This is a genomic window from Acidobacterium capsulatum ATCC 51196 (assembly GCF_000022565.1).
GTDB classification, from domain to species: domain Bacteria; phylum Acidobacteriota; class Terriglobia; order Terriglobales; family Acidobacteriaceae; genus Acidobacterium; species Acidobacterium capsulatum.
On record NC_012483.1, the window covers coordinates 1,110,357 to 1,136,085 of the forward strand.

28 protein-coding genes are annotated in these 25,729 nt (G+C 62.3%); 25 read left to right on the top strand and 3 right to left on the bottom strand.

Annotated elements, in window-relative coordinates:
* Window positions 1-140: 140 nt before the first annotated feature.
* The 22 genes from ACP_RS04530 to ACP_RS04635 all read left to right on the top strand — a co-directional run bounded on the left by ACP_RS04530 (window position 141) and on the right by ACP_RS04635 (window position 18,103).
* A complete protein-coding gene (locus ACP_RS04530) occupies window positions 141-773 on the top strand; it encodes an RNA polymerase sigma factor (protein WP_238525651.1) in 633 nt (210 codons plus the stop codon).
* On the top strand, window positions 770-1,063 hold the full coding sequence (locus ACP_RS04535) for a hypothetical protein (protein ID WP_238525652.1): 294 nt from the start codon (window positions 770-772) through the stop codon (window positions 1,061-1,063). Before ACP_RS04530 ends, ACP_RS04535 begins: the two co-directional genes overlap by 4 nt.
* A gap of 46 nt (window positions 1,064-1,109) precedes the next feature.
* Entirely contained in the window at window positions 1,110-1,727 is a 618-nt protein-coding gene (locus ACP_RS04540) for a shikimate kinase (RefSeq protein ID WP_169305912.1), read from the top strand.
* Window positions 1,720-2,799: an AI-2E family transporter gene (locus ACP_RS04545; protein WP_015896114.1), complete on the top strand. Its 1,080-nt coding sequence runs from the start codon at window positions 1,720-1,722 to the stop codon at window positions 2,797-2,799. Before ACP_RS04540 ends, ACP_RS04545 begins: the two co-directional genes overlap by 8 nt.
* Before the next feature lie 159 nt (window positions 2,800-2,958).
* Window positions 2,959-3,978, top strand: coding sequence for a heme o synthase (gene cyoE, locus ACP_RS04550; RefSeq protein ID WP_337998457.1), 1,020 nt, complete (start codon window positions 2,959-2,961; stop codon window positions 3,976-3,978).
* A 4-nt stretch (window positions 3,979-3,982) separates the two neighbouring features.
* Window positions 3,983-4,975, top strand: coding sequence for an ABC transporter ATP-binding protein (locus tag ACP_RS04555; RefSeq protein ID WP_015896117.1), 993 nt, complete (start codon window positions 3,983-3,985; stop codon window positions 4,973-4,975).
* An 11-nt stretch (window positions 4,976-4,986) separates the two neighbouring features.
* Window positions 4,987-5,808, top strand: coding sequence for an ABC transporter permease (locus ACP_RS04560; RefSeq protein WP_041839286.1), 822 nt, complete (start codon window positions 4,987-4,989; stop codon window positions 5,806-5,808).
* 70 nt (window positions 5,809-5,878) lie between these two features.
* Window positions 5,879-6,409: a DUF420 domain-containing protein gene (locus tag ACP_RS04565; RefSeq protein WP_238525653.1), complete on the top strand. Its 531-nt coding sequence runs from the start codon at window positions 5,879-5,881 to the stop codon at window positions 6,407-6,409.
* Between the two features lie 10 nt (window positions 6,410-6,419).
* Window positions 6,420-6,752, top strand: a complete 333-nt coding sequence (locus ACP_RS04570; protein ID WP_015896120.1) for a hypothetical protein — start codon at window positions 6,420-6,422, stop codon at window positions 6,750-6,752.
* Window positions 6,753-6,833: 81 nt separating this feature from the next.
* On the top strand, window positions 6,834-7,301 hold the full coding sequence (locus tag ACP_RS04575; RefSeq protein WP_015896121.1) for a single-stranded DNA-binding protein: 468 nt from the start codon (window positions 6,834-6,836) through the stop codon (window positions 7,299-7,301).
* A 399-nt stretch (window positions 7,302-7,700) separates the two neighbouring features.
* On the top strand, window positions 7,701-8,225 hold the full coding sequence (locus ACP_RS04580; protein ID WP_015896123.1) for a chemotaxis protein CheW: 525 nt from the start codon (window positions 7,701-7,703) through the stop codon (window positions 8,223-8,225).
* Window positions 8,226-8,312: 87 nt separating this feature from the next.
* Complete coding sequence (locus ACP_RS17180; protein WP_052294683.1) at window positions 8,313-9,905, top strand: methyl-accepting chemotaxis protein; 1,593 nt, start codon at window positions 8,313-8,315, stop codon at window positions 9,903-9,905.
* 97 nt (window positions 9,906-10,002) lie between these two features.
* Window positions 10,003-12,132, top strand: coding sequence for a chemotaxis protein CheA (locus tag ACP_RS04590; RefSeq protein WP_148215035.1), 2,130 nt, complete (start codon window positions 10,003-10,005; stop codon window positions 12,130-12,132).
* Window positions 12,129-12,986, top strand: coding sequence for a CheR family methyltransferase (locus tag ACP_RS04595; RefSeq protein ID WP_015896126.1), 858 nt, complete (start codon window positions 12,129-12,131; stop codon window positions 12,984-12,986). Before ACP_RS04590 ends, ACP_RS04595 begins: the two co-directional genes overlap by 4 nt.
* The gene (locus tag ACP_RS04600) at window positions 12,983-13,507 is read left to right on the top strand and encodes a chemotaxis protein CheD (RefSeq protein ID WP_015896127.1); all 525 of its coding nucleotides are present in this window, start codon (window positions 12,983-12,985) and stop codon (window positions 13,505-13,507) included. The genes ACP_RS04595 and ACP_RS04600 overlap by 4 nt, the downstream gene beginning before the upstream one ends.
* 1 nt (window position 13,508) lies before the next feature.
* A complete protein-coding gene (locus tag ACP_RS04605) occupies window positions 13,509-13,895 on the top strand; it encodes a response regulator (RefSeq protein WP_015896128.1) in 387 nt (128 codons plus the stop codon).
* A complete protein-coding gene (locus ACP_RS04610) occupies window positions 13,888-14,349 on the top strand; it encodes a chemotaxis protein CheX (RefSeq protein WP_041839287.1) in 462 nt (153 codons plus the stop codon). The genes ACP_RS04605 and ACP_RS04610 overlap by 8 nt, the downstream gene beginning before the upstream one ends.
* A complete protein-coding gene (locus ACP_RS04615) occupies window positions 14,346-15,410 on the top strand; it encodes a protein-glutamate methylesterase/protein-glutamine glutaminase (protein WP_015896129.1) in 1,065 nt (354 codons plus the stop codon). Before ACP_RS04610 ends, ACP_RS04615 begins: the two co-directional genes overlap by 4 nt.
* Before the next feature lie 211 nt (window positions 15,411-15,621).
* Window positions 15,622-16,572, top strand: coding sequence for a flagellar motor switch protein FliM (locus ACP_RS04620; protein ID WP_015896130.1), 951 nt, complete (start codon window positions 15,622-15,624; stop codon window positions 16,570-16,572).
* An 81-nt stretch (window positions 16,573-16,653) separates the two neighbouring features.
* Complete coding sequence (locus tag ACP_RS04625) at window positions 16,654-17,043, top strand: response regulator (protein WP_015896131.1); 390 nt, start codon at window positions 16,654-16,656, stop codon at window positions 17,041-17,043.
* A 31-nt stretch (window positions 17,044-17,074) separates the two neighbouring features.
* Window positions 17,075-17,554, top strand: coding sequence for a chemotaxis protein CheX (locus ACP_RS04630; RefSeq protein WP_015896132.1), 480 nt, complete (start codon window positions 17,075-17,077; stop codon window positions 17,552-17,554).
* 258 nt (window positions 17,555-17,812) lie between these two features.
* Complete coding sequence (locus tag ACP_RS04635) at window positions 17,813-18,103, top strand: hypothetical protein (RefSeq protein ID WP_169305913.1); 291 nt, start codon at window positions 17,813-17,815, stop codon at window positions 18,101-18,103.
* A 10-nt stretch (window positions 18,104-18,113) separates the two neighbouring features.
* Here ACP_RS04635 and ACP_RS04640 read toward each other — a convergent pair whose 3' ends face one another.
* A complete protein-coding gene (locus ACP_RS04640) occupies window positions 18,114-19,703 on the bottom strand; it encodes a phytoene desaturase family protein (protein WP_015896135.1) in 1,590 nt (529 codons plus the stop codon).
* A gap of 142 nt (window positions 19,704-19,845) precedes the next feature.
* Between ACP_RS04640 and ACP_RS04645 the strand changes: the two genes are divergently transcribed.
* The 3 genes from ACP_RS04645 to ACP_RS04655 all read left to right on the top strand — a co-directional run bounded on the left by ACP_RS04645 (window position 19,846) and on the right by ACP_RS04655 (window position 23,504).
* Complete coding sequence (locus ACP_RS04645; protein ID WP_169305914.1) at window positions 19,846-20,286, top strand: CoA-binding protein; 441 nt, start codon at window positions 19,846-19,848, stop codon at window positions 20,284-20,286.
* Window positions 20,287-20,371: 85 nt separating this feature from the next.
* Window positions 20,372-22,570 (top strand): protein-disulfide reductase DsbD family protein, encoded by a 2,199-nt coding sequence (locus ACP_RS04650; protein ID WP_015896137.1) that lies wholly within the window; start codon window positions 20,372-20,374, stop codon window positions 22,568-22,570.
* A 10-nt stretch (window positions 22,571-22,580) separates the two neighbouring features.
* Window positions 22,581-23,504: a hypothetical protein gene (locus tag ACP_RS04655; protein ID WP_041839289.1), complete on the top strand. Its 924-nt coding sequence runs from the start codon at window positions 22,581-22,583 to the stop codon at window positions 23,502-23,504.
* Here ACP_RS04655 and ACP_RS04660 read toward each other — a convergent pair.
* Window positions 23,501-24,847, bottom strand: coding sequence for a replication-associated recombination protein A (locus tag ACP_RS04660; RefSeq protein ID WP_015896139.1), 1,347 nt, complete (start codon window positions 24,845-24,847; stop codon window positions 23,501-23,503). The two genes, ACP_RS04655 and ACP_RS04660, sit on opposite strands and share 4 nt — an antisense overlap.
* A 4-nt stretch (window positions 24,848-24,851) precedes the next feature.
* Entirely contained in the window at window positions 24,852-25,703 is an 852-nt protein-coding gene (locus tag ACP_RS04665; RefSeq protein WP_015896140.1) for a TrmH family RNA methyltransferase, read from the bottom strand.
* Window positions 25,704-25,729 lie beyond the last annotated feature (26 nt).

Below are 25,729 nucleotides of genomic sequence, written 5' to 3' on the forward strand. Positions count from 1 at the left end.
GGAAAACCCTTGCCGGACTTTCAGCTTCTAAGTGATTGAACGGCATGACATTTATGAGTGTTCCCATCTCAGAACGAACCAGTGGCAATGCATTGGAAACGGAGCTGAATCCGGCCGTTTCTCAGGGACAGGTTTTACCAATGAGCACAGGCACGACTCCGCCCAAGCCGGCGCGGCAGCACATGCGCCGCAATCCTCCGATTGCAGGGGAGGCGGAAGCCATTGCGCGTGCGCAGGCGGGTGACGGGGCGGCGTTTGAGACGCTGTATTCACTGCATAAACGCCGCGTGTATTCGCTGTGCCTGCGCATGCTGGGCAACGTGGCCGAAGCCGAAGATCTGACGCAGGAAGCCTTTCTGCAGCTTTATCGCAAGATTGGGACTTTTCGCGGGGATTCGGCGTTCTCGACCTGGCTGCACCGGCTGGCGGTCAACGTAGTGCTGATGCATCTGCGCAAGAAAGGCCTGCCCCAGGTGTCTCTTGAGGAGACGCTGGAGCCCTCGCAGGATGACGGCCCACGCAAGGATATTGGCGCCCGCGACCTGACGCTTTCAGGCTCGATTGACCGGGTGACGCTGGAGCGGGCAGTGGAAAATCTGCCGCCGGGCTACCGGCTGGTCTTCGTGCTGCACGATGTGGAAGGTTACGAGCACAACGAGATTGCGAGCATGCTCGACTGCTCCATCGGCAACAGCAAATCTCAACTTCACAAGGCGCGCATGAAGCTGCGCGACCTGCTCCGTACGGGCGAAAGAAAGGAGCAACCCAAGTGAGCGCGCCGAAGCAAAGCGAGACCGACATGGATTGCGCGGAATTTCAACAAAAGCTGCCTGAACTGTTTGAAGATCATGCTGACCTTGGCAACGAAGAACACCTGAAGCACTGCGAGAACTGCGCAGCCCTGGTGCGGGACCTGGAATACATTGCACAGCAGGCCAAGCTGCTGCTGCCCATCCACGAGCCAAGCCCAGCCGTGTGGGACACGATTCAGTCGGCACTGGAGCGGGAGCAGCCGGAATCCGATGGACCGGCTTCGCCCGAATCAGTTCCCCCGGCCCGCTGAAGCTGGCTCGCAAAAGCAGGCTCGTCCTTCCGGTATGCTGAAGAGCATGCAAATTCCGTCCTTGTTGGCGACAGCCGGTTCAGAGAGAACGGCAAACGGCGCGCAGGCCTCTGGTCTGCGCGCCGTTGTGCTGACCGGCTTCATGGGAGCAGGCAAGACGACGCTGGGGCGGTTGTTGGCAGCCGAGTTGGGCTGGGAGTTTCGAGATCTGGATACCGAGATTGCGCAGGACAGCGGCATGACGGTGGCTGACATCTTCCGCGCGGAGGGCGAAGCTGGATTTCGCGCCCGGGAAATGGAGATGCTCGCCCGCCTGCTGCGCCGGGAGCGCATGGTGCTGGCGCTGGGCGGCGGGGCGGTAGAGTCAGAGGGCGTTCGCGAACAGCTTGCGGCCTGCAAGGATGCCTGCGTAGTGTACCTGTCTGCTCCGCTGGAGGCTCTGGTGCAGCGCTGCCTGGAACAGCCGGGAGCCGCGGAACGGCCCGTGCTGGCCGATCGCGAACGGCTGCGGAGCCGCTGGGCGGCGCGGCTGCCGTATTACGAACAAGCACATCTGCGACTGGAGACCGAGGGGTTGAGCCCGGCAGAAAGCCTGCAAGCCCTGATCGCACTAGTGAAGCAACGCCCGCTGCCGGATAACGCTCCTATGAGTGCCCATGAGTGAGAACTGTTCCCAGCCGGCGCAATCGCGTGAAACGCGCCGAAATATTCTCTTCACCATCGCCGTACTGGTGCTGCTGTATTACGTCTACGTGCTGCGCGCCGAACTGACGCTGGTGTATGTGAGCGCGCTGATTGCTGTGGTGCTGACGCCTCTGGCGCGGGCGATTATGCGGCTTCGTATCGGAAAGTGGCACCCGGGACTGGGGCTCTCAGTGGTTCTGCTGATTGCGGCCGTGGCCGGGCTGATCTCAGTGTTTGCCCTGTTTGCCCTGCCGCCGGCCTTTCGGGATCTGCGTGAGTTCGTGACCGAGTTGCCGCAGCGCGCGCCGGAACTTCTGACGCGGCTGAAGCATGTTCCCCTGATGCAGCGCATCGATGTGAGCCAATTGAACGCCAGAATTCAGGACTTTGCCGGAAACTTTGCAACGTTTCTCTTAAAGTCGGCCAAGGACTGGGCTCACGTGGTTTTTGCGGTGGGCATGGGCATTCTGCTGACGGTCTATTTCATGATCGACGGCAGCCGCGCCTACCAGTGGGGCATGAAGCTGGTTCCGGTCGAGCATCGGGCGCGGCTCGACCGAACGCTGACCCGCGCCGAGGCGAGGATGGGCCGCTGGCTGCTGGGCCAGGCCATGCTGATGCTGATTCTGGGCGTGTGCAGCACGGTGGTGTTCGTGATTCTGCACGTGCGTTATGCTTACGCGCTTGGCGTGCTGATGGGACTGTTCAACATCATTCCCGTAGTCGGAGCCATGATCACGGTGTCGCTGGCGCTGGTGGTGGCGGCGCTGGACTCGTGGGGACGTGTGCTGGGCGTGTTGGTGTTCTACGCTATCTACGCGCAGTTGGAGACGTCAGTGCTGACACCACGCATCATGCAAAGCAGTGTCAACCTGCCAGGGCTGGCGATCCTGATTGCGTTGCTGATCGGCAGCGCATTGGCGGGAATTGCGGGTGCGGCGGTGGCTGTTCCCACGGCAGTGCTGCTGGCCGTGCTGATTGAGGAATATGTGATTGCGGGTGAGCATCTTGTGACCGAGACCACTTCGACGCCTTCGACATTGCATTCTTAATGTGTTGCGCGCTGCAAAATGGGCTGCTCCCGCTTGGTATGATGAAGTGTGGCGCTGATCGCGTGCATCTGCTCAGGACCTGCCACATCTCTCCAGCATGCGTATTCTTGCTTCAATCCGTTTGACGTGCGTCGCCGGTCCTCAATCTGGTGAGACACGGTGAGTTCCGTGCCTTCCAGCGTGGATGCTCCGGAGACCGTGCGCGCCGACGGTGAGCCCGGAACGGCGGCGGAGCCTGCCCACCCGCATGCACTGCGCGCGCCGAAGGCGGGCGCGACGGCCTCGCTGCTGACCGACTATTTTGAGCTGTTCAAGGTGCGCGTGACGGGGCTGGTGGTGATGACGGCCTGGGCCGGATTTTATCTCGGCTCCATGCGGTCGGGCGTGAGCAGCGTGCAGCCGAAGCTGCTGGCCGCACTGGTGGGCATTGGCATGGTCTCAGCCGGAGCCGCCGCACTGAACGAGGCGATGGAGCGCAAGCTGGATGCGAAGATGATTCGCACGGCGCAGCGCCCCATGGCGACCGGACGAATCTCTTTACTGCATGGCGTGGCCGTGGCGCTGGCGGCAATTGCCGGCGGCGGTACGCTGCTGGCGCTGCAGACCAATCCGGTGACGGCGTGGCTGACCCTGCTGACGGCGTTGCTTTATGTAGTGCTGTATACGCCGCTCAAGCGTCTGACCACTATCGCCACATTTATCGGGGCGTTTCCTGGCGCGATGCCGCCGCTGCTTGGTTGGACCGCTGCGCGCGGGCAGATTGAGTGGCAGGGTGTGGCGCTGTTCGCGATTTTATTCGTGTGGCAGTTTCCGCACTTCATGGCGATCTCGTGGCTGTATCGCGAGGATTATGCGCGCGCCGGAATTCGCATGCTGCCCGTGGTGCAGCCGGATGGCTGGTCCACGGTGCTGGAAGCATTGACGTATGCAGTGCTGATGATTCCGGTCAGCCTGCTGCCGGTGTACCTGCATATGGTGGGACGCACCTATGCCGTGGCCGCTCTGGTGCTGGGAGCGGCGTATCTTGCGTATACGATCCGGTTTGCCCGGATTCCGTGGGCCAGTAAGCGAAGCCAGGCGGAGTCGAAGATGTATGCGCGCGACCTGTTGAAGGTGAGTGTGATTTATCTGCCGCTACTGCTCACCATCCTCATGCTGAACGCGGCGGGAAGGCGCTAAAAATATGGCGACAATGGCACCTCATTCCACGGCTGCAGCCGAGCAGTTGACCGGCACGGCGCCGATTGAGCTGATCGGCCTGACGCACGATTATGGCAGCCGGCTTGCACTCGATCATCTGAGCTTTCGCGTGAATCGCGGAGAGATCTTTGGCCTGCTGGGCCCGAATGGCAGCGGCAAGACGACGCTGTTCCGCATTCTCTCGACACTGATGGTGCCCTCCAGCGGCACGGCGCGCATTCTGGGCTTTGACGCCGCCAGGGAGCCGAATCGCGTGCGCGAGAAGATCGGCATCGTTTTTCAGGCGCGCAGCGTGGACATCAAGCTGACGGTGGGCGAAAACCTGAAGCACCAGGGCCATCTGTACGGGCTGAGCGGCGCGCGGCTCAAGAAGCGCATTCATGAAGTGCTGGAGCGTGTGGCGCTGCTGGACCGCATCAACGACAACGTGGAAGAGCTCTCAGGCGGCATGCAGCGGCGCGTGGAGCTGGCCAAGGGGCTGATTCATTCGCCCGAGGTACTGCTGCTCGATGAGCCCTCGACGGGGCTGGACCCCGGCGCGCGCCGCGACCTGTGGCTCTATCTGCGGATGCTGCGCGATGAGGAAGGCGTCTCGGTTCTGGTGACGACGCACCTGATGGAAGAGGCCGAGCACTGCGACCGGCTGGCGATTCTGAGCACGGGGCAACTGGTGGCGCTGGGCGCACCATTTGATTTGAAGAGCGAGATTGGCGGCGACATGGTCACCTTTGAAGCCGCGTCTCCGGCTCAGGCCGCGGAGCTGGCGGCGCGCATGCGCGAGCGCTTTCTGGTGGATCCGACGGTGCTGGGCACCTCGGTGCGCCTGGAGCGCGAAGAAGGCCATCGCTTTGTGACGCAGGTGGTCGAGGCGTTTCCCGGATTTGTGGAGAGCATCTCGGTCGCCAAGCCGAGCCTCGAAGACGTATTTATTCAACGCACGGGTCACCGCTTCTGGACAGAAGCGCAGAGCGAGTAAAGGAGCACACCATGGCAACGATGACGACGACGATGACCGAAACCAGGCAGAGCAGCACGCCGGGCATCTGGACGCCAGCCTACACGCTATGGCTGCGCGAGATTGTGCGCTTTTACCGCCAGCGGGCGCGTGTGGTGGGTGTGATTGCCTCGCCGCTGCTCTTCTGGCTGGTGCTGGGGTCGGGCTTTGCGCGCAGCTTTCATGCCACCGGCTCTTCGGAGCACTATCTTGCCTACTTCTTCCCCGGCTCGATTGCGATGATTGTGCTGTTCACGGCGATCTTCAGCATGATGTCGCTGATTCAGGACCGCAACGAGGGCTTTCTGCTCTCGGTGATGGCCGCGCCGGTGAGCCGGTCATCGATTGTGCTGGGCAAGGTGCTGGGCGGCGCCACGCTGGCGGCGATTCAGGGCATTGTCTTTCTGGTCTTCACGCCCATGATCGGCGTGCATGCCACGATGGCCGGCATTGGCTACAGCATTCTGCTGATTGTGCTGATCAGCTTTGAGCTGACGGCAATCGGCTTTGCGATTGCGTGGCCGATGGATTCGCCGCAGGCCTTTCACGCGATTGTGAACCTGATTCTGCTGCCGATGTGGATGCTCTCGGGCGCGCTCTTCCCGGTGAATGATGCTTCGGGCTGGCTGCGCTGGATCATGGAGGCCAATCCGCTGACGTATGGCGTGGTGGGTCTGCAGCAGGCGCTGCTGGGCCAATCGAAGGCTCCGCTGAATCTGGATACCAACCTGGCGCTGACGGCAATCTTCTGCGTGGTCTTCTTTGCGATCTCGTGGGCGATTGTGAACCGCCGCACACACAAGCCGGCGGCCTGAGCTGGAACTGCAACATAGCCAACGAAAGGACGAGTCAAACGCGACTCAAACGCATATGAACCAGCAGGCTGTGCCTCGTACGAATAGCTCCGCCGCCATTGCCGGAATTGTGGCGGTAAGCCTGGTTGCGCTTGGTTTTTTATGCTGGCTGCTGTTTGTGCACCAGGCAGTGCCCACGGCCAGCGGCAGATTTGATTTTCTGCTGCCGCTGGAAGGTGTTTTCAATGGCGCGAGCGCGGTAGCGCTGATCGTGGGGCTGCGCATGATCAAGCGGCGGCGCATCACGGCGCACCGCAATGCGATGCTCTCGGCGTTTGTATTTTCGTCGCTGTTCCTGATCTGCTACATCGTGCACCATGCCCTGCATGGCGATCAGCTTTTTGCCGGGCATGGCGCGATTCGTGCGATTTATCTCGGCATTCTGATCAGCCACATTGTGCTCTCGGCCGTGGCGCTGCCGCTGATTCTGGTCACCTTCTTCTTTGCCCTGACGGGGCGCTTTGGCGCGCACCGCAAACTGGCTCCGGTCACCTATCCGATCTGGCTGTATGTGTCCGTCACCGGCGTGGTGGTCTATGCCATGCTATCGGCGTGGAGATAGCGAGCCCGCCATGACTCCAACGACACAATCCACGGGCAAGACGCCAGCATCTTCGGCCGTGGAGCGAGCCTTATGGAAAAAACTGAACGCGCAGGATGGAACGCTGGCCCTGTTGCGCACGGGCGGCTGGACGCTGTTTGCCTGCGGGCTCGCCTACGTGCTGGCCGGCACAGTGCTGGGCGGAATGACGCCGCAGGGCCCACGCACCATTGCCGGCTGGATGGCCGTGATTGTTTCGCTGATGACGCTGCCCTTTGGCGTGCTGGTCTTTTTGCTGGGGCTGGCCAAGGCGCTGCGCAACCGGCGTCTGGCCCGGCACGCGGCGGACGAATCGCGCGGCTGAGGCACACCCGTCCCTATCTGCTATGCTGCTAGGGATTCTCCCTGCGCCGGCGAACACGGCGGGGGAACACAAGGAGTATTTATGGCGAAAAGCGTGAACAAGGTGATTCTACTGGGCAATGTAGGCAAAGACCCGGAAGTGAAATTTGCGGCCAGCGGCACGGCGATCGCCAGCTTTACTCTCGCCACGTCCGAGCGGTTCAAGGACAAAAGCGGTGAATGGCAGGATCGCACCGAGTGGCACGCGCTGACTGCCTTTGGCAAGGTTGCCGAAATCATTCGCGACTATGTGAAGAAGGGCTCAAAGCTCTACGTGGAAGGCAGCCTGCGCACGACCTCATGGGACGATAAGCAGTCCGGTCAAAAGCGCTACAAGACGGAAATTGTCGTGGGCGATATTTCGCTGCTCTCCGGCCGCGGTGAGGGCGAGAGCGGTGGAGGCGGCTACAGCCGGTCCAGCAGTGCGAGCAGCTATGACCAGCGCGGTCCCAGCTCGAACGACGAGCTGATGCACTCGGCCGAAATCACTGACGACGACATTCCCTTCTAGCGTTTTGCAAGCGCGGCAGCAGAAGCCGTACCCCGGTTTCTGCCGCCGTGGCTGAATTCTTTCAATCGCGTCATCCCCTCTTCTCCTTCCCTTCTTCTCATCTTTTTCTTCCCCTCAACGCAGCCCCGCGCTCTGCGCGCATGCGTCCGAAAATCCGCATAAAAACTGGCTTTTCCCTGCTGACGCCTGCCTCATGTAATGCCACGGCGCAGACGATGAAGCTGTTGTCCCCGGTACTTTCCGCAATCGATCTGCATGCGGAAGGCCCGTCAGCCATTGCATGGCAGTGAGAGCGATGCGCGGGGATCTCCATGGCGCATGCTCCGCCGGATTCGGGACGCAGGCAGCAGGCGGAAGAGCCCCCAAGCTCTTTCCGCTCCAGAAAAAGCAGGAGGAGACATGGCAAGTGCAGTGATGGAAAGGCCGGAGGCGGCAGCGGCCGTCGACGATCGCAGCGGCAAATACCTGACATTTCTGCTCGGGCGCGAGGAATACGCGATCCGGGTGCTGCAGGTCAAGGAGATCATGGGCATCCAGGACATCACCTCGGTGCCGCAGACTCCCAGCTACGTCAAGGGCGTGATCAACCTGCGCGGCAAGGTGATTCCCGTGATGGACCTGCGGCTCAAGTTTGGCCTGCAGGAGATTCCCTACACGCAGCGCACCTGCATCATCGTGGTCCAGGTGCAGACCGGGCGGATCTCGCTCTCGACCGGCATCGTGGTCGATGAGGTCTCCGAGGTGCTGAACCTGGTGGCGAGCGATATCGAAGATACGCCCGACTTTGGCGAAGGAAGCAATGTGGCCCGCTCTTATCTGCTGGGCATGGCCAAGGTCAAAGGCAAAGTAAAAATCCTGCTCGATATTGATCGTGTGCTGAGCGGGCAGGAACTGCAGGGGCTCGAAGCACTGGCCCGGGATTGAGACGGCAGCAGAACAGAAGCAGTTCAAGGGGAAGGGACCAACGCAGTCAGGAAGCAGAAAGGATAAGGGGAAATTATGGCATCGCAAATGACAATGGGGAAGAAGCTGTTCGCAGCCAACGGGGCGCTGGTAGCACTCGTGCTGCTCATCGGAGGACTGGCGGTTCGCAACATCACCAGCCTGGGAAACACGGTGCGTGAGCTGGGGCACCATTACATTCAGATGATGTATCTGGCGGGCAATGTGGATAACATCACAACCGACATGCAGTTTCGCATTCGCTCGGAAAATATGGCGTTTGAGAACAAGAATGCTGAAGAAGGACGCCAGAATCACGATCAGTTTGCCCAGGACGTCAACACTGCACGTCAGCAGATGACCGAGTTCGCCACAGGCACTACAAGTTCGCAGCTCCGCGACCTGGCACAAACCGCAATCCTCGACAAACTGCCCCAGCTACAGTCGGATGAGAACCAGGTCTTCGCGCTGGCGAGCAAGGGCGACGTGGCGGGCGCCGAGGCCTATGCAGCGCAGAAGCTCTATCCCGTTGTGGATGCGGTGAGCAATGACTCTGACCAGGTCTTCCAGAAAGAAAAAGCAGATGCCGGAGTGTTCGCCGACAAGGCGGATGGCGTAGTGAATTCGGCGCGCGTCCTCAGCATCATCATGATCCTGCTGGGGCTTCTGGTGGCAGGCGTGGTGATCTGGATTGTGCGCGGCATCAATGCGAAGCTGCGAGGCTTTATCACCGAGCTTTCTGAGGGCGCAGGACAGGTGGCCAGCGCCGCGGGACAAATCTCGGCGTCGAGCCAGACGCTGGCGCAGGGCGCCTCAGAACAGGCGGCGTCGCTTGAAGAGACCTCGGCCTCCAGCGAAGAGATCAATTCGATGGCACGCAAGAATGCCGAAAACTCGCAGGAAGCCAATGGGCTCGTGACCCAGTCACAGCGCAAGTTTGAGGAGACCAACCAGAGCCTCGAAGCCATGGTGCGGGCGATGGGCGAGATCAAGGATTCGAGCGACAAGGTCTCGAAGATCATCAAGGTGATCGATGAGATCGCCTTCCAGACCAACATTCTCGCGTTGAACGCCGCCGTGGAGGCCGCACGCGCCGGCGAGGCGGGCATGGGCTTTGCCGTGGTCGCCGACGAGGTGCGCAGCCTGGCGCAGCGCAGCGCGCAGGCGGCCAAGGACACGGCTTCGCTCATCGAGGAGTCGATCACCAAATCCAACGAGGGCCGCACCCGCGTCGATCAGGTGGCGGTGGCCATTCGCGCCATCTCAGAGGAGTCGGCCAGTGTGAAGACGCTGGTCGAAGAGGTGAGTCTCGGCAGCCAGGAGCAGACGCGCGGCATTGAGCAGGTGGCCAAGGCCCTCACCCAGATGGAGCAGGTGACGCAACAATCAGCCGCGAATGCCGAGGAGAGCGCCGCCGCGGCCGAGGAGCTGACCGCGCAGGCCTCCACGCTGATGGAGCTGGTGCATCAGCTAAAGACGATGGTGGGCGGCTCGGAGCTGGCGGAGACGCATCGCGCCGAACAGCACGCCCCGGCCTGGCACCAGACACCGATGGCGGCCGCAAAGAAGTCGCTGAAGATCACGCGGCCGCATTCGCTCTCGGTCACACCGGCGGCGGCGAACTCCTTCCCGATGGAAGAAGACTTCAAGGCGATGGTGTAAACGGATCGTTCCTTTGTTCCTTCTTACGCGGCGCGATGGCCGGCTGGAAGTCCGCGCCGCGTGAGTTTCCCAGAATCTCCAGCAGGAGTAAGGATGGATGTCTTCGACAATTGCACCCATTTCTCATGAGAAGAACGGGCTGGCCCCCAGCCTGCAGGAACGGATCGAAGAGCTGGCAGGCAAGCTGGTTCTGGGCGGCCTGCCGATCGATGCCTACCGGGCCATGCTGGCCGGGATAGAAGAAGCAGCACGACTGGCTGGAGCCGAACGCCTGGAGCCGATGGCGGCCGAAGCACGGGCCGCGCTGGCTTCGGTTCAGTCTGGCGCCGAGGCCGAAGGGCTGCTCGGCAGCCGGGTGGAAGCCATGCAACGCACCTTCTGGGAGCCGGAGATGCCCGTGACGGCGACGGCGGCCACAGCCAGTGTGTCCGGCGCAACGTTGACGATCGATGACCCGCAACTGATGGGCGACTTTGTCACCGAGTCGCTCGAACACCTGTCGCAGGTCGAGATTCAGATGCTGATTCTCGAAAAGGATCCGGAAGACAAGCCGGCCATCGATACGGTTTTTCGCGGCTTTCACACGATCAAGGGCCTGGCGGGCTTTCTGGACCTGACCGATATTCGCGAGGTGGCGCACGAGACCGAGACGCTGCTCGATCTGGCGCGCAAGGGGCAGTTGCGCATCAGCCCGGCGGTGGTGGACATTGTGCTGGCGGCGGCGGACTTTCTGAAGGCCTGGCTGAACCGGATCACAGCAGTGCTGGAGGGCCAGGAACCGGAGCAGGAGCCGGAGAAAGAGGCGCTGCTGGTGCGCATTCGCGCCGGTGCGCAGAATGATGCCACGCCGCAGACCGCGGCGGAGAGCGCCGCGCCCGCGCCGAAGCCCGTCGCTCAGGCAGCGGCCGCAGAGCCGCAGCCAGCGATAGCACCAAAGCTTGCACCAGAAGCCGCGCAGCCGGCAGTCCCCGCGCCTGTGTCTTCTGCGACCGAGGAAGCGGCCCGAAGCGGTGCGGGAGAGCGGAAGCCAGCGGCGGCCGAAAAGGTGGCCGGCGAAGATATCCGCACGGTGAAGGTGCAGACCTCGAAGCTCGATTTTCTGGTGGATATGGCAGGCGAGCTGGTCATCGTGCAGTCGATGGTGCGGCATCATCCGGAGCTCGCGGCCTTGCACAATCCGGCCGCGCTGAGAAATCTGGCGCAACTGGAACGCATTACGGGCGAGCTGCAGAAGACGGCGATGTCGATGCGCATGGTGCCGGTGGGCGGGCTCTTTCAAAAGATGAGCCGCCTGGTGCGGGACCTCGCACGCAAGACTGGCAAGCAGGTCGAGATGGAGTCGTTCGGCGCCGACACGGAGCTGGACCGCAATGTGGTCGAGGAGCTGGCCGATCCGCTGATGCACATGATTCGCAATGCCGTCGATCACGGCGTTGAAGCTCCGGAGGGAAGGCTGGCGGCCGGCAAGAGCGTGGTGGGCAAGGTAACGCTGCGCGCCTCGCATCAGGCCGGGCATATTGTGATTGCCATCTCCGACGACGGGCGCGGACTGGTGCGGGCCAAGATTGTCGAGAAGGCGAAGAAAACGGGGCTGATCGAGACCGATCAGGGCATGAGCGACCGCGAGGTCTTTGACCTGATCTTCGCGCCGGGATTTTCAACCGCCGCGGCGGTGACCGATGTGAGCGGCCGCGGAGTGGGCATGGACGTGGTGAAGCAGCAGATTCAGAAGCTGCGCGGCCATGTCGATATCGAATCGGTTCCCGGCCAGGGCACGACGTTTTATCTGCGGCTGCCGCTGACCCTCGCCATGATCGATGGGCTGGTCGTAGGCGTGGGTGAGGAGCGATACGTGGTGCCGCTGTTCTCGGTGCGCGAGATGCTGCGGCCGACACCGGAGATGCTCTTCAGTGTTGAGAACCGGCAGGAGATGGGGCTGGTGCGCAACAACCTGATTCCGGTGGTGCGGCTGCACGAGCGATTCGGGGTTGAGCCGCGCTCACGCGAGGCGACCGACAGCCTCTGGATCGTGGCTGAAGCGGCGGGCAAGAGCTTCTGCCTGATGGTGGATGAGCTGATCGGCAAGCAGGAGGTCGTGATCAAGAGCCTAGGCGAGAGCCTCAAAAATGTGCCGGGCATTGCGGGCGGCGCCATTCTGGGTGACGGACGGGTGGGCCTGATTCTGGATCTGGAGAGCATCTTCCGCTGGGAGGCACGCGTCGCATGAGTCTGGGAGAATCCTCTTCGGTTTCCTCCTCGGCCGGCGTCGCGCCGCCCATCCAGCTCACGGCCAAGGAGTTTGCCACCATCTGCTCGCTGGCCAAGGAGGAGTTTGGCCTGGAACTAGGCCAGGGCAAGGAACAACTGGTCGCCGCGCGCCTGGGCAAGGTGGCGCGGCGGCATGGATTCCGGGACTTCCCGACGTATTACAAGTACCTGAAGGCCGACCAGAGCGGGCAGGCACTGGTGGAGCTGATCGATGCGCTGACGACCAACCACACCAGCTTCTTTCGCGAGCCGGCGCACTTTGACTTCATGGTGCGGGAGATTCTGCCGGCAGCGAAGCGTTCGGGCGCGCTGTCGATCTGGAGCGCGGCCTGTTCGACAGGCGAGGAGCCCTACAGCATTGCGCTGACGGCGCGGGAGCAGGGAGAGACGCCGCAGATTATGGCGACGGACATCTCGACGCGGGCGCTCGACACGGCGCGGCGGGCCGTCTACAGCGCGGAGCGTTTTGAGCAGCCTCTGCCGGCGTGGCTTCGCAAGCACCTGCTCAAGGGAGAGGGCCAGTGGCAAGGGCATTACCGCATTGGGCCGCAGGTGCAGGCGATGGTGAGCTTCCGGCGCTTGAACCTGATTGAGCCGTTGCCGTCGCTGGGCCCGTTTCAATTGATCTTCTGCCGGAACGTGATGATCTACTTCAGCCGCGAGACGCAGGAGCACGTGGTGCGCCAGTTAGAGGAGCGGCTGGAGCCGGGAGGCTATCTCTTTGTGGGGCACTCGGAGAGTTTGACCGGAATACAACACAATCTGCAGCAGCTTCAACCTGCAATCTACCGGAAGCGAGGCGGCAGCCGATGAAGCAATTAGTCGTAGGTGTGGGAGATGGGGGCGCGACCCGGGATCCGGATGCGGTGCTGGTGACCTATGCGCTGGGCTCGTGTGTGGCGGTGATGATGCATGACAGCGCGGCGGGGGTGGCCGGCATGGTGCATTACATGCTGCCGGAGGCGCCGCGCGAGGAGGCTCAAGCCGCGGCCCGGCCATGGATGTATGCCGATACCGGCATCGGAGAGCTGTTGCGACTGGTGCAGCAGCAGGGCGCGGACAAACGCCGCCTGACGATTTATGCGGCGGGCGGAGCGCAGGTGATGAACGACAACAGCATGTTCAACATCGGCAAGCGGAACTGCCTGGCGCTGCGCAAGGCGCTGTGGAAGTACGGGCTGGTGGCGCATGCCGAGGAGACGGGCGGGACGACGGCGCGCACAGTGCGCATGGAAGCTGCCTCGGGGCGGGTCTGGCTGCATGCCCCGGGCGGAGAACCTAGAGAGATGCAACGCCGCGCAAGTTCGGCCGGCATGGCACGGCAGGGAGGGTAAGGTGGCGCTCAATATTTTGATTGTCGATGATTCTCCGGTGATGCGGTCGTTTATCCGCAAAGCCATCACGCTCACGGGGCTCGATGTGGGCGATTGCTATGAAGCGGGCAACGGAGAGGACGCATTGCGTTCGCTGGCCGGCCAATGGGTCGATCTGATTCTGACCGACATCAACATGCCGGAGATGAATGGCGAGGAGCTGATTGCGAGGCTTGAGGCCGACGATCTGTTGCGATCCATTCCTGTGATCGTAGTCTCGACCGATGCGACGCAGGGGCGAGTGGAGCGCCTGATGACAATGGGCGCGCGGGGCTATGTAACCAAACCGTTTCTTCCCGAAACGCTGCGGGATGAAGTGGAGAAAGTGCTGGGAATCGCACATGCCTGAACGGAACACTGAACGGAATTATGACCAGATGTTTGCCGAGGCAGTGGGCTCGGTACTCGAAACGATGTTCTTCACCGCGCCCCTGGGCCTGGCCGAAGAGGGATCGGGCGGCGCATGCATGGGAGCCCGGGTGGCCTTTCGCGGATCGCCTTCCGGACAGGTGCGATTGTGCCTGAGCGAAGCGAGCGCGCAACTGCTGGCAGCCGGATTTCTAGGCGAAGACGAGGAGAGTCTCAGCCCGGAGCAGACCGGACTGGTGGTCTGCGAGCTGGCCAATATGCTGTGCGGCTCGCTGCTGAGCCAGCTTGAAAGCCAGGAGCATTTTGATCTGGCCACGCCACAGTTGGACCAGGATGCGCCCCCGCCGCCGGAGCAGGCTCCGGTAGCCGCGCAGAGCTTTGAACTCGAAAACGGCGTATTGCATGTGTCGTTGTATCTGGAGAGTGCGGCATGAGCGAAGATCCACGCATCCGGGTGCTGATTGTGGACGATTCGGCCATTGTGCGAAAGCTCCTGACCGAAGCGCTCTCGGGCGAGAGGGACATCGAGGTGGTGGGCACCGCGCCCGATCCCTTTGTGGCGCGGGACAAGATTCTGGCGCTCAAACCCGATGTGCTGACACTCGATATCGAGATGCCGCGCATGGACGGCGTGACCTTCCTGAAGCGGCTGATGCACTTTCATCCGCTGCCGGTGATTGTGATCAGCTCGCTCGGAGTGGCCTCAAGCCGCGTGGCGCTTGAAGCGCTCGAAGCCGGCGCCATTGATGTATTAGCCAAGCCGGGAGGCCCGCAGTCGGTGGGGGATCTAAGGCATGGGCTCGCGGCGAAGATTCGCGCGGCCAAGGTGGCCCGGTTGCGCACAGCCGCGAAAGCCACGCCGGTGACTGCCACGGCCGCACCGGTGTCGAGGATCGCGCAGCCGAGGCGGTCGTTCCCTTCCTCCTCGGTGATCGCGATCGGAGCCTCGACGGGAGGCACGGAGGCGATTCTGCAGGTTCTGCGCGAGATGCCGAAGGATGTGCCGCCAATCGTGATTGCGCAGCACATTCCGGCGGTGTTTTCCCGCTCGTTTGCCAACCGGCTGAATGAGATTTGCGCGATTGAGGTGCGGGAGGCGGCCGACGGCGATGAGCTGAGAAGCGGGCTCGCACTGGTGGCTCCCGGGAACTTTCATATGCTGCTGCGCAAGGCGGGGACCGGATATCGCGTCGAGGTCAAGGATGGCCCGATGGTGTGCTTTCAGCGCCCATCGGTCGATGTGCTCTTTCAATCCGTGGCCCAAGCCGCGGGGCGTCATGCCACCGGCGCCATTCTGACGGGGATGGGTTCAGACGGAGCGATGGGGCTGCTTGAGATGAAGAAATCCGGGGCGAGGACGCTCGCGCAGGACGAGGCCAGTTGCGTGGTCTTTGGCATGCCGAAAGAAGCCATCCGGCACGACGCGGTGGATCGTGTGCTGCCGCTCTCCTCCATCTGCGGCGCTCTGCTCGAAGAAGCCGCCCGAGCCAGCTAATCTCCCTCCCCCCCTGACTCCGGACTCTTCTCCTCCCCCGCCCGGAGATTTCTAAGATTTCTCTCACGTATTTCTTCTTCCGACTGGCCCTCCTCCTGCAGGGATGAAGAGCAAAAGCAACTTCGCAGGCCGAGTGGCTCTTGCCGGTTGCCCGCTTTCGGGTTCCGGGAGATTTCATCGCGCCGGCGTGTTGGATCAGGAGCATGCCCCAATGGACAAGAGCCTTGCGCAGGAGCAGATTGATGCCCTCTTCAAGTCCGCCAAAGCCACCGCGCAGCCGGCCCAGCCGGAAGCCGATGCGAATGTGCGGCCCTACAACTACTCGCGGGCCGGGCAGATCAGCCGGGAGCAGCTTCGTTCGATCAGCTCTCTGAACGACCTCTTTGCGCGCAACCTGGGCATCAACCTCGGCGCGTGGCTGGGAATGCAATGCCGCATTCAACTGGTTTCGGCCGAGCAGATTCCCTTTGAAGAATTTGTGATGCGCGGCGCGGATTTGTCGTTTATCGCATCGCTGCGCCTGGAGCCACTGCGCGCGGTGGCGATTCTGCAGATGGAGCTGGCTCCGGTGCCTTCGATGATTGACGCGCTGCTGGGCGGCATTGGACAGCCGGGCGAGGTGCGGGAGCTGACCTCGATTGAAGAAGCCATCGTGGCGCATGTGGTGGAGCTGATCTGCCGGGAGCTGAGCTCCGCCTGGCAGTCGATTGGTCTGAGCTTTTACTTTGAGAGCCGTCAAATGCAGACGCAGATGGCCCGGCTGCTGCCCATCAAGGAGCGGGCGCTTTGCCTGAGCTTTGAGATCCGGCTGCCGAGCGCCAGCGGGCTGTTGCACATCGCCCTGCCGGCCGTCGTTTCGAACACCGTACTGCGCAGCCTGCGCGGCGACCTGCACCCACAGAAGGAACACTCCGAAGAGACACGCGCGAAGATGCGAGGTCTGGTGAAGAAGGTCAGCGTCGGAACGGCGCTGCAATTGGCTCCAGCGCGGATTCCGATGCGGGAGCTGGAGGGGCTGGAGGCAGGCCAGGTGGTGGTTTTTCCGGTGACGGCCAAGACTCGTCCCGAGTTGCTGGTGGCCGGCGTCCCGCTCTTTCAGGCGGTGCCGGTGCGCAGCGGCGAGCGGCGGGCGGCGCACATTGAAAGCCTTCCGCCGGAGTAGTGCGCGGCCATCAAGGTTCCGCCGTGGCTGTCGATAAACGCAGTACCGCGAAATAAATTACGACTGCATTTCGGAGGTGCCATGCGGGAAATAAAAGTGTTGATCGTCGATGACTCGGCGGTGATGAGAAAGATTGTGGAGCGCTCGCTGCGCTCGGCCGGCCTGGCGCTGGCGCAGGTATGGGAAGCGGGAAGCGGCAAAGAGGCATTGGAAGTATTGCAGGCGCAGCAGGTCGATCTGATTTTCTCTGACATCAATATGCCGGAGATGAACGGGCTGGAGTTCCTGGCGCAGGTCAGTGCGAAGCAGCTCGCTCCGGGAGTCCCGATTGTGATGATCACGACCGAGGGCAGCGAGGAGCATGTGGTGCAGGCTGTGCAGGCCGGTGCACGGGGATACATCCTGAAGCCCTTTACGGCGGAGCAGATCAAGGACCGGGTGATTCCGCTGGTCGAGGCCGTTGCATCATGATCGCCACGGGACGGGGGTGCGGAGACGGAGTATGACAATGACATTGAGCCAGACAATTCAGCAGCAGTTCCCCGCCGAACTGGATCGCGCCGTACAGGATGTCTTCGGCACCATGCTGGGCGTGGAATGCTCGCCCGGAGATGCACCGCTGAAGGCAGAGCCGGAGAGCTTTTCGGTTCTGATCGGACTTGCGGGAGTGATCAGCGGCTCGTGCATGCTGCGAGCGGACAAGACGTCGAGCCACTACATCGCAAGCCTTCTCACGGGAGCCGAGGGATCCAGCGAAGATACGGTCAAAGATGCCCTGGGCGAGGTCTGCAACATGGTGGCGGGCACGTGGAAGCGAAGCGTGCCGGAGCTTTCGTCGATGTGCATGCTTTCGCCGCCAACGGTGATCTCGGGTACGGACTACTCGCTGCACTCGATGCCGGGCGAGATTCGCATGCACCGCTACTACAGCATCGGCAATACCGGTTTTGCCGTCATGCTGCACTGTAGCGAAGGGCAATGACCGAGAGCGCAGGCAATCCGCCGCAAGGAATGAGCGGGAAGGATTCAGCTACACTGTTTCTGGCCATATGCGGCCGCTTCGGAAAGGCAGGCGACCCGTGACAATCGCCTGCCCTGTTGTTCGGGGCTGGCTCGCTACACTCTGATCTGGCCGGGAGAAATACCCTTGCGATGCTTTCAATGGATGACGGTGGCAGTCGTGGGAGCGTTGCTGCTTTGCGCCTCCCCGGCGGCCCGTGCGGCGAACAGGGCTGCCAACATGCAGAAGACCGCCCTGAAACTGCAAAACGACCTGGACCAGTCACTGTCTGAGAGCAATTTCGATGCACTGCGCAGAATGGTGCTCCGCAAGGATGCGGCCACGCTGGTGGACGCGGCCAATGCCCGCGCGCAGGGTCACCGGCCCAAGCGGGGACCGCTGCACAAGGCGGAAAAAGATCTGGAGAAGGCTTTCTCCTCGGGATTGCTGAACACTGACGACGCCACTCAGTTGAACCTGGACTTGGCCGACTTCAAGGACGCGGTCAAGAACAAATACCACAAGCCGTAAGCGCCGCTGACTACTCGCGCACGACCTTGGTCATCAGGTTTTTGCCGAGCACGACAGAAGCCGCAATGACGCCGCCGAATAAAGCGCCAGCCACTCCGGCCGTAGCAACATCCTGCCCGGTGAGGTAGAGCGAGCGCACCGGTGTGCGCGCGCCTAGCTGGCGCAGCTTGTACCGCTGGGGCGTGGCGGCAAGGCCGTAGATTTCTCCGTGACTGTAATTCAAAAAGTGCCGGGTGCTGAGCGGGGTGGAGAGCTCAGCGTGCTCGATATGGTTGCGCGCCGCCGGCACCTGCTCCTCAAGCACTGCCCGCAAGCGCGCGGCCAGCGCGGCCTTGAGAGATTCGTAGTCCTCGTCGCGATGCTTCCAGGCGCTCTCCTGCCAGCGGGCAAAGGGCGCATACGGAACCATGGTGATGGCCTCCATCGTGCTCTTGCCGGGATGACGGCGGGCAAAGTCGGGATCTTTGGCGGATGGAAACGAGAGATAGACCAACGGCAGCGGAGCGTCGAGATCCTGCTCGAAGCGCGAGACATTTGCATCATGATCGAACGAGGGATACACCCACAGATTCGCCGGATCGGTGTGGAGAGCCGCATCATCTTGCGAAAGCCCCACGTAGAGGCTCAAGTGGGCGCAGGAAGGTGAGAGTTTTTGCAGGCGGCTGCGGAACTTCTGCGCGGCGGCCAGATCGGCGGGCAGCAAGCGGTCAAAGGTCGTCCTGGCTCCGGCATCGCTGACAATATGCCTGGCGCGAAATTCGCGGCCATCGGCCATGCGAACACCCACGGCGCGTCCGCGCTCACACAGGATGCGGTCCACTGCCGCGTCGATTACGACGGCTCCGCCAGCCTGCTCGATGATGGGAGCCATGGCGGCGGCAATGACAGAGGCTCCGCCGACCGGATAGGCCGCGCCGTTGAGGTAATGGCCCACAATCGTGGCATGCGCGGCAAAGCTGCTCTGCGCGGGCGGCAGGCCATAATCACCCCACTGCGCAGTGAGCACACCGATCAGCTCCGGGCTGGCGTGGAAACCTTCCAGCATCTGGCGCGTCGTCTGGCCGACCCAATGCAGGTGAGCGCCGCGCAGCGAGCGGCCCATGAAGGGCGAAAGCCATGGCGGCAGGGCCTTTTCCGCGTAGTAGTACATGCTGGAGTGGTTGGAATTCTCGACGGCCTTGAGATAGAGGTCGATGGCGCGCACTTCGGCCGGGAACCACTCTACGAGGCGCGCGCGGAAGTTTTCAGCCCCGGCAGGAAAGTCATAGCGCTGGCCCGCAATGGATACGCGGTCATAAACAGCGGGCATCGCGTTCCATTGCACGGCGCGGCCCGTTACATGGTCAAAGGCACGCCGGACAGCTTCGCTGCGGTGCATCTGCCCGATGTAGTGCAGCCCGATGTCCCATTCAAAGCCGGGACGGTGAAAGGTATGCGTGCATCCGCCGGCCGTGTAATGCCGCTCCAGCACCAGCACGCGCTGGCCCGCATGGCGCGCCAGAAGAACTGCTGTGGTGAGCCCGCCCATGCCGGAGCCGATGACGATCGCGTCCCACTGCTCGCCGAGCTGCGCAGTCTTGTAAGGGGTGCCGGTGGCCATGATGAGTGCTCCTTTTTGGATGGGTCAGCAGTTATGCTATCGTGCCCCGGCGCGAGAGATGAAATGAGGAGAGAATGGAATTTGATGATGCCAGAGCAAGAATTCGTGCCTTCAGCAGCATCGGATAGACAGGAGATGCACCTTGAACGAGCCGGAAATCATGCGGGAAATGCTCGAAAATACCAAAACCATCGCCGTCGTGGGATTGACGGATCGCGACGGCCGCGCCAGCTACGGAGTCTCCCGCTTCATGCAACAGCAGGGCTACCGCATTGTGCCGGTGAATCCCAGAATCACCGAATCCCTGGGCGAGAAGGCCTACCCCACGCTTGAGGCGGCGGTGGCGGCGCATCCGCGAGGATCAGAGAGCGAAATTCAGATGGTGAATGTCTTTCGCGCGCCCGAGTTCGTACCGGAGATTGTCGAAGAGGCAATCCGGCTCAAGCTGCCTTACCTGTGGCTGCAGGAGGGCGTGGTGCATGAGGAGGCCGCCGCGCGCGCCGAAGCTGCGGGCATGCGGGTGGTGATGGACCATTGTCTGCTGAAGGCATACATGGCCGAAGGGTGGGGCCGGCGCGTCTGATCGCGTCAACATTTCGCCTCATGGCAGCGGACGTTCCTGCCGGATGTAACCATTGCTCGCCCTGGCCGTCCTAGAATAAAGACGTATGCCGAACTTTCCCGCCTGGCCTGGCCGGGCCTCCCGTTTTGTGTGGCAGGCAATGTTGTGCCTGATGCTGCTCTGCACCCTTGCGGCCTGCACGCCGGCGCGGGCACAGGACTCCCTGAGCGCGCAGCATCTGCGCCTGACGCTGCTGATGCCCCCGGCGCAGTTGTATCCGGGGCAGACGTTTACGGCCGGGCTCGACTTTCAGATGGACCCGGGCTGGCACATCTACTGGATCAATGCGGGCGATTCGGGCGAGCCACCCAACGTGAAATGGATGCTACCCAAGGGTGTCACTGCGGGCGAATTGCAATATCCGCCGCCGCAACGATTGCCGCTCGGCCCCCTGATGGACTTCGGCTATGAGAACGAGGTGGTGCTGCCGGTCACGATGCATGTGGCGCCGGGCTTTCATCCGGGCAGCACGCATGCGGAGATTCTCGCCGACGTAAGCTGGCTGGTCTGCCAGAATGTCTGCCTGCCCGGGCAAGGCACGCTGAAGATCACGCGAGAGACGCTGCCGCGCGCGCCCGCGATTCCGACGGTAAATATTCAGGCGCAGCAGAAGATTGCCTCCTTTGAGGCAAAGATGCCGCAGCCGCTGCCACGCGGAGATATGGCGCGCTTTCAGACGACCGCCAAGGGCTTTCGGCTGGCCGTGCTGCTGGGGCATAAGGAAGCCAAGGCGGAGTTCTTCCCGCTCGACTTCACGGTGATTGCGAACGCTGCGCCGCAGCCTGTAGAACCGCTGCAGAAGGGTGTAGCGCTGTCCCTGACGAAAGACGACAGCATGCAGCAGGCTCCCAAGCGGCTGCATGGCGTGCTCGAAGTTGGCAGCGGGCAGGCGTACCTGATTTCAGCGCTGCCCGGAAGCCTGCCCGCATCGGCGATGGAGCAAGGCAGTTCGGTGATGCCCATGCTGCGGGCCGTGCTACTGGCTCTGGTGGGCGGCATGCTACTGAACCTGATGCCGTGTGTCTTTCCGGTTCTGTTTATCAAGGGCCTCGCACTGGTGCAGTCGTCACAGCATGAGCGCAAAAAGATGCGCGCCCATGGCTGGGTCTATACGCTGGGCATTCTGGTTTCGTTCTGGGCCGTGGTGGCCGTGCTGCTGATTCTGCGCGCCGCCGGGCAGCAACTGGGCTGGGGATTCCAGTTCCAGTCGCCGCTCTTTCTGGCCCTGATGGCGATGCTGCTCTTCTTTATGGGGCTTTCGCTGGCCGGACAGTTTGAAATTGGCCTCACGCTGACGAGTGCGGGCGGCAGTCTGGCGCAGAAGCAGGGCTATGCGGGCAGCTTCTTTACCGGAGTGCTGGCGATGGTGGTGGCCACGCCGTGCACGGCTCCTTTCATGGGGCCTGCGATTGGCTACGCCCTGGCTCACTCGGCGATGACCAGCTTTGCGGTCTTCACGGGCGTTGGGCTGGGACTGGCGCTGCCCTACCTGCTGCTGGCCTACAACCCCGGCTGGACGCGCCTGCTGCCCAAACCCGGCGCGTGGATGGAAATTCTGAAGCAGGCCGTCTCGATTCCCATCTTTGGCACGGTGATCTGGATGGTGTGGCTCTACACCGAATCGGCGGGCAGCTATGCCTTGATGGCGCTGCTGTCGGCCTTTCTGCTGCTGGCCATTGCCGGCTGGACGCTGGGACGCTGGCCCGCCAAACGCGTGGCCACGCTGGTGGCGCTGCTGATCATTGCCGCCGCGATTGCCCTGCCCTGGTATGTGGGCCGCGTGCTCGGCGACTCCACGCAGCAGACGAAGACCGCCGCTTCACGAGCTGGCGCACAGACGGAATGGCAGCCTTACAGCCCGGCGCTGCTGCAGCAGTACCTGAGCGAGGGCAAGCCAGTCTTTGTGGACTTTACCGCCGACTGGTGCCTGAGCTGCCAGGTGAATCAGCGCGTGGTGCTGGACCGGGATGACGTGCAGAAGGCGCTGAAGTCGAGCGGCGTGGAACTGCTCAAGGCCGACTGGACGCACCATGACAAGAACATCTCCGAAGCGCTGCAGCAACTGGGCCGCAGCGGCATCCCGACTTATGCGCTCTATTCAGGACAAGCAGGCGCGCCGCCGCAACTGTTGCCCGAGGTGCTGACGCCGGGCATTGTTTTCAACGCGCTCAATTCCCTGCCGCACACGGCTACGGTGGGCTCGGCAGGTTCCGCGAGTGCGAGTTCTGCCACCACGGCAAAGTAGCGGTGGAGCTTTGGCAAGCTTTTTCTCAGCATGGTGCGACGCGGAGCGTCTCGTTTTCGTCTATCTCACAATGCTTTGCCGCTGCGCACGCTTTCTGATCTTTCCCTTTGCCGCACTCTGCCTGTTGCCGGCCAGCCTGCCCGTGTGCGCGCAATCCATGATCGCGCCTCATCCGAATGCCATGGTGCGGCGTGCAGTGCAGATTCAGATTGCGAATGATGAGCGGACCGTCGCCATGCGCTACCGGTTCACAAAGGTGACGGACCACGGCACATTCGTGAAAGATGTCATCGAGACGCATGACGGCGAAGTGTCGCGGCTCATCGCCATCAATGGAAAGCCTCTCGATGCCCAGCAGGAACGCCAGGAAGAGCAGCGGCTCAAGGCGCTGCTCGCCGACCCGGCCTCGCAGCGCCGCCACCACCAGCACGAAACGGAAGAGCAGCAGCGTGTGGACCGCCTGATGCGCGAACTGCCGGACGCCTTCCTCTTTCACTATGCAGGCGAAGAGCCGGGAATGAATGGCCCGATTCTGCACTTCACTTTTGTGCCGAATCCGAAGTTTTCGCCCCCCGATCTGGAATCGCGCATGTTCGAGGGCATGACCGGCGACCTGTGGATCAACCAGTTAAACATGCGCTTTGTGCGTCTGCAGGCTCACCTGATTCACAATGTGCGCTGGGGACTGGGACTGCTGGCGACCTTTGACAAAGGTGGCCACGTCAGCATGGAAAACGATGAGGTGCTGCCCGGCTACTGGGCGGTGACGCACATGCGCCTCGATGTCGAAGGTACGGCGCTGATCTTCAAGGCACTCTCGTTTCACATGACCGAAAATCAGAGCGATTTCACGCTGCTGCCACCGGAGACCACCTGGCGTGAGGCCGTGAAGCTGCTGCAGAAAGACAGCCCAACCATTCTGGCGCGTCGCTAGCGCTTGCCGCGTTTCGCTGCGCGAATGCGGCGAATCTCTTCCATTCGCTGACGCAGCAGCTTTTCGCGGCCCTCTTCTGTCGGCTGATAGTAGCGGCGTCCGGCAAGGCTGGGCGGCAGGCACTCCATGTCGGCGACTTTACCCTCTTCGTCGTGGGCATACTGATAGCCCTTGCCATAATCCATTTCTTTCATCAGCCGGGTTGGCGCGTTGCGCAGATGCAGCGGAACAGGCTCGGCGCGCGTAGCCTCGATGTCACCCAGCACTGCTCCATAGGCCGTGTAAACGGCATTCGACTTGGGCGCCAGCGCCAGATAAACGACGGCCTGCGCCAGCGCGAGGTCACCCTCGGGCATACCGAGAAATTCGAAGGCGTCGCGTGCCGAAAGCGTGAGATTCAGCGCCTCGGGCGAGGCAAGGCCGACGTCTTCGACGGCCATGCGCACCACGCGGCGGGCCACGTACATACGATCTTCGCCCGCCTGCAGCATGCGGCCCAGCCAGTAGAGGGCCGCGTCAGGGTCGCTGTTGCGCACGGACTTGTGCAGTGCCGAGATCAGGTTGTAGTGCTCTTCGCCCTGTTTGTCATAGAGCAGCACACGCTGTTGCAGCGCCTCCTGCGCCAGTTCGCGAGAGACGCGAGGATTCTCTTCGCGCGATTGCGCCAGCTTGGCAGCGACTTCGAGTGCATTGAGCGCGTTGCGGGCGTCGCCCGAAGAATAGTCGGCGATCAAGGCAAGCGCATCGGCATCGAAGGTCACGCCCATGTTGCCGAGTCCGCGTTCGCGGTCGGCAGCCGCGCGCTCGAGCAGAGAGACCAGATCGTCTTCCGTGAGCGCCTGCAGCGTATAGACGCGGCAACGGGAGAGCAGCGCCGCGTTCACCTCAAACGACGGATTCTCAGTCGTCGCGCCAATCAGGCGGATGGTGCCGCGCTCCACGTATGGCAGAAAGGCATCCTGCTGGGCGCGGTTGAAGCGGTGAATTTCATCGACAAAAAGAATCGTGCGCGAGCCGTAGGTCGAGGCCTTTTCGGCATCGGCCATGACCTGCTTGATCTCCTTGATGCCTGAGAGCACGGCGGAGAATTCAATGAAGCTGGCGTGCGTGGTTTCCGCAACGATCTTGGCAAGGGTGGTTTTGCCTACTCCCGGAGGTCCCCAGAAAATCATTGAGGCGGCATCGTCGCGCTCGATCTGCACACGGAGTGGCTTGCCCAGCCCCAAAAGATGCTGCTGACCGCGAAACTCGTCGAGCGTGCGCGGACGCATGCGCTCGGCCAGAGGGCGCGTGCCCGCTGGCGGCGTGGATTCAGATCCGGAAACGGGAGCAAAAAGATTCATAAGGCTACTGCTCCCTTTGAGATGCCGCGCGCTGGCGCGAGGCCTCATAGAGCAGAATGCTGCCGGCGATGGCCGCATTGAGTGATTCGACCGGGCCCGGCGTAGGAATGGCCAGGCGCGCATCGGCCGCCTGTAGGAGGTGAGGCGTAAGCCCCGCGCCCTCATTGCCGATGAGCAGCGCACAGGGCTGCGTCAGAGCGGCCTGTGTGGCTGGCAGATCGCCATCGGCGGTGGTGGCAAAGAGGGTGACGCCCTGGGCGGCAAGCCGCGCGAGCACCTCTTCTTCGCAGCGAGCGACGACCGGCATGCGAAAGACCGACCCCGCCGAAGCCCGCACCACTTTTGCGTTCCAGAGATTCACCGTGCCGGGCAGCGTAAGAATGCCACTCGCGCCGAAGGCTTCGGCCGAGCGAATCAGTGTGCCCAGATTTCCGGGGTCCTGCAGGCTGGCAGTGACGAGCAGCAGCGCCGGCGCGTGGGCCGGGAAAAGGTCGTCCCAATCAAAACGCGGCGGCGCGAGCAATGCAGCGATGCCCTGCGGAGACTCCGTATCAACAGCGCTTGAAAATATGTCGGCGGGCAATTCCAGTATTTCCGCGGTATCCAGAGCGGCACGCGATGGGGCCTTGGCCGCGACGCGCTCCAGCGCTTCCCACTGGCCGCTACGAATAAACACGGCGGCCGGAGCCAGGCCACTGCGCAGAGCCTCGGCGAGCAGCAGTTCGCCTTCGAGGGCGATGTATCCCCGCTCTCCCTTACCGGGATGCGAAAAGGCCGCACGCAATTCCTTCACGCGGGAGTTGTGCCGGCTTTGTACAATGCGTGTAGTGCGTGCGCGCTCTGTGGCATTCGGCATGCGTGGATTTTACGCTGTTTGCCGGT